This window comes from Protofrankia sp. CiP1_Cm_nod4 (assembly GCF_982290645.1).
Map to the genome: position 1 here is coordinate 1 of NZ_CEVIVC010000216.1, position 3838 is coordinate 3838.

Here is a 3838-nt window from a genome sequence, read left to right on the forward strand (position 1 = left end):
GGGCCGGTCGCGTCGGGATCCGGCCGGCGGGCGCGGGTGGCCGACACGGAAGACCGGCCGGCATGGACGGGCTGGCACAGACGGGCTGGCACGGACGAGCGGACAGCCGGCCGGCACGAGGAACCGGCTGGCGCGGGAGCCGTCGGCCAGGTCACCCGGCCGTGGACCGGCCGGGACGGCCGGCCGCCACCGGGGCCGGACGGCCGCGGGCTACTCGACGCCGGCCTCAGCAGGTGCGCCCCGATGGACCTCACGGGACACCTCGCCAGGGACGCCGACCAGCGCCGGGCCGGCGGATCCGGTGGACCGCACGGCTCCGGCGGGCCCACCGGAGCCGACGGAGCCCGTGGGTTCGGCGGGCTCCGTGGGCTCGGCCGGCTCCGTGGGCTCGGCGGGCTCCGTGGGCCCGGTGGGTTCGGCGGACTCGGTGGGCCCGGACGCCCGCTGTGCCGGGACACCGCGCAGCTCCCGCAGCAGCACCCGTTCGATGGCCGTGCCCGCGGCGTCCCACGGCAGGTCGGCCACGCCGGCCGCGGCGGCCCGCGCCCGCTCCTCCCGCTGCCCGGCCGAGGCCATGCCAACCACCTCGGACAGGGCGGCGGCCAGCTCACCGGGCGTGGGCTGGGCGTAACACACGTACGGGTTGTCCAGTACCAGCCGGTTGTGCCGGGCGTCGTTGACGACCGGGACGCAGCCGGCGGCCAACAGCTCGAACGGGATGAGCGAGACATTCGTCACCGACAGACACAGCCCAGCCACGCACCTGTTGTACAGAGCGTTCAGCTCGGCCGGTGTGATGACGCCGTGCCGGTGCGCCGGGAAGGGCAGGGCTGTCACGTTCTCGCCGAAGAGGTGGATCGGCACGTCCGGGTGGCGCCGGTGGAACTCCTCCAGCGCCAGCAGGCCGAGGGGGTAGGCACGCCGCGGTGTGCTCGGCTTGGCGTAGAAGACCACCCCGTCCCGGGCCGGCCGCCGCGCGGACGTGTCCACCCGGTACACGTCCGTGTCCGCGCCGAACTCGAAGTGGTCGCACGGCATCCCGTACTCGGCGGTCAGCTTCGCCGCCAGCCAGCGGCCGGCGGTGATGCCGTGGAAGCCGAAACGGAACGTGTTCTCGGCCAGCAGGCTCTCGGTGCCCGCCGGGTAGAACAGCGGCTCGAAGTCCTGGACGCAGTAGAACCGGCGGCCCGGGGTCCGCGGATCGGCCACGACGTAGGCCGACTGCCACGAGGTCGCGAAGACGGCGTCGCACGGCAGCATCGGGCCGGTCGCGTCGGCGACCTCCGCGCGGATCCGCGGCCAGTAGCCGCGGAAGACCTCGGTGTGGGCGCGTATGTCGCCGGCGTAGCGATCGTAGAAGTACAGCCGGCAGGTGTGGCCGCGGCGCTCCAGGTGCTCGACCAGCCGCAGCAGGGTGGTGTGCCCGCCGGAGCCCGGCGGCGGCGGGGTCATCACCCAGTTGACGACCAGCGGGGCGTCGTCGCGCGCGGCGGCGGGCACCGTCGGGCGGGTGCCCCCCGCGGGTGCCCCGGACGCGTCCGCCGGCACGGCCTGCCCCGCTGAAAACGGGCCGGCCGCCTCCGCCGCCGCTACCGGCACCGCCGCGTGCGGCGCTCCCACCGGCGTCGGCGCCCCCGGCGCTCCCAGCTCCGGCGTTTCCAGCTCGGGCGTTTCCAGCTCGGGCGCTCCCACCGGCGATGGCGCCCCCGGCGCCCCGGCCGGCATCGGCGTCAGTGGGCCGGCCCGTAACACCTCCCGCGCGCGGACCGGCAACGCGCCCGACGGATCGTCCAGCCGCCGGGACGCCGCCCGCAGCACACGCCCGGCGAGCCCACGGGTGCCGTCCTCGCGCACGATCCGGGCGATCTGCCCCGCCCGGCGCGTGATCTGGTCACGCGTTGTATGCCGGTTCCCGGCCGAATCGTTCATGGCTTCCCCCCTGCCGTGCCCGTCCCCCCGTAGATGATGGCCTGCCCGCACGGGCGGCCGCGCACCAGGGTCCGGCGAATCCGCTGATTCCGCGAATCGCCCCGACGGGCCCGAGCGGACGCCAATCCGTGCCCGGCCCGACAGAACATGGATCCGGCAGGGCATGGCCGTCGCCGGAAGCTGCTAAAGTTCGTCCGGGTTCGAGGCATGTCCGGTTTGTTGTCATGCCCATGCCGCCGGGGGGCTCACCAGCAGTGCGATCATCGGGAAGCGCGGTCGCTGTTTTCCGTGACCAGGGCCCGGAAGCCGTTCCGGCGGGAGCCCGGGCACGGCGGGGATCCCGCCGGCAGAGGGTGGGGCGCGAGCCGGGAGCATGATTTGATCACGGTCTTCGGCGTCGAGAATACGATCATCAACGTCTTCGGGGCAGGACCGGGCGCGCGCCGCGTCGGCACCAACGGGGGGTAACGGTAGATGAGCAGGCGTGTTCCGGCCGGGACGCTGAGCCGACGCCCGACGGTCTCCGTCGTGGTGCCGTGTTACAACTACGCGCGTTATCTCGCGGAGTGCGTCGAGACGGTGCTGACGCAGGAGGGTGTCGACCCGGAGGTCATCATCGTCGACGACGCCTCGACCGATGCCAGCGCGACCGTCGCGGCGGCGCTGGCGGCCGCCGACGGCCGGGTCCGCGTCATCCGGCATCCGGCCAACCGCGGTCACATCGCCACCTACAACGACGGCCTGGCCGAGGCGACCGGCGACTACGTGGTCCTGCTCTCCGCGGACGACCTGCTGCTGCCCGGCTCGCTGGCCAGGGCCACCGCCCTGCTGGAGGCGAACCCCTCCGTCGGCATGGCCTACGGCCACCCCACCCATCTCTACGAGGGCAGGCCACCGAAACCACCGCGCACCCGCGTCCGGAACTGGACAATCTGGGACGGGCCGGAATGGATCCGGTTACGTTGCCGGGCGGGCATCAACTGCATCTTCAACCCCGAGGTGGTGCTGCGGACCTCGGTACAGCGCGAGATCGGCGGCTACCGGCCCGATCTCCCGCATTCGGGTGACCTGGAAATGTGGCTGCGGGCGGCCTCGGTGGCCGACGTCGGCCGGGTGAACGGCACCGACCAGGCCTACTACCGCGTGCACGCGGCCAGTATGCAACGCACCGTGTATGCCGGGCACCTCACCGACCTGCGAGCTCGCTGGGACGCGTTCCAGGTCGTCCTCACCGGGCGCGCCGCGGGCATCCCGGACGCCGACGGCCTGCTCACGACGGTCCGGCGCACGCTGGCGAACGAGGCGCTCGGCCAGGTCCGCCGGATCTGCTCGGAGGGCCGGGCGGAGCACGACGGCGACCTCGTCGACTCCTACCTGCGTTTCGCCCGGGAGCTCTGGCCGGACGCTCCGGCGCTGGCCGCGTGGCGGGCGATCCCGGTGGCCCGGCGGGCCGGCGAGCACCGCTCCGCCGTCACCGCGCTCACCACCTACCGCACGATCGAGGACAAGATCCGCTGGCGGCGATGGCGCTGGAACGGCGTGTGATCGCATGGCACGCACCGGCACGGCCCACAGCCACGCGTCATGACCTCCGACGCCACCCGTCCCGGTCGCGCGACCACCGGGACGGATGACTTCATCTGGATGGACGGCGCCCCCCCGACCGGGGATCCGCCCGTCGAGCGGACCACCGTACGGCTGCAGAGAATCCCGTTCCGCAGCCCCCCGACGGGTGACAGCGGCTCCGGCTCCGGCTCCGGCTCCGAGGTCGATCAGACCACCCTGCGGCTGCGGAGAATCCCGTTCCCCAGTGCCCCGGCGGGCGGTGTCGCGACCGGCACCGGCCCCACGACGGGCGGCACGGGCGGTACCGACGGCGCCGGCAGCACGGCCGGCAAAGACGGCGTAG

The 3838-nt window shown here is 73.9% G+C and carries 3 protein-coding genes; 2 read left to right on the top strand and 1 reads right to left on the bottom strand.

All coding sequences use genetic code 11. The annotated features are described in order from the left end of the window. Positions 1-210: 210 nt before the first annotated feature. Positions 211-1929: a rhamnosyltransferase WsaF family glycosyltransferase gene (locus tag AC5LSR_RS22990; RefSeq protein ID WP_250283813.1), complete on the bottom strand. Its 1719-nt coding sequence runs from the start codon at positions 1927-1929 to the stop codon at positions 211-213. Between the two features lie 474 nt (positions 1930-2403). Between AC5LSR_RS22990 and AC5LSR_RS22995 the strand changes: the two genes are divergently transcribed. After that, entirely contained in the window at positions 2404-3474 is a 1071-nt protein-coding gene (locus tag AC5LSR_RS22995) for a glycosyltransferase family 2 protein (protein WP_250283788.1), read from the top strand. Between the two features lie 39 nt (positions 3475-3513). Then, positions 3514-3838 (top strand): hypothetical protein (locus AC5LSR_RS23000; protein ID WP_493469007.1); only part of this gene is annotated, 325 nt, incomplete at its 3' end.

What these genes read in the sequence shown, in the direction of transcription:
- AC5LSR_RS22995 (WP_250283788.1), top strand. Translation starts at nt 2,404, where the DNA reads ATGAGCAGGCGTGTTCCGGCCGGGACGCTGAGCCGACGCCCGACGGTC.
- AC5LSR_RS22990 (WP_250283813.1), bottom strand. Translation starts at nt 1,929, where the DNA reads ATGAACGATTCGGCCGGGAACCGGCATACAACGCGTGACCAGATCACG.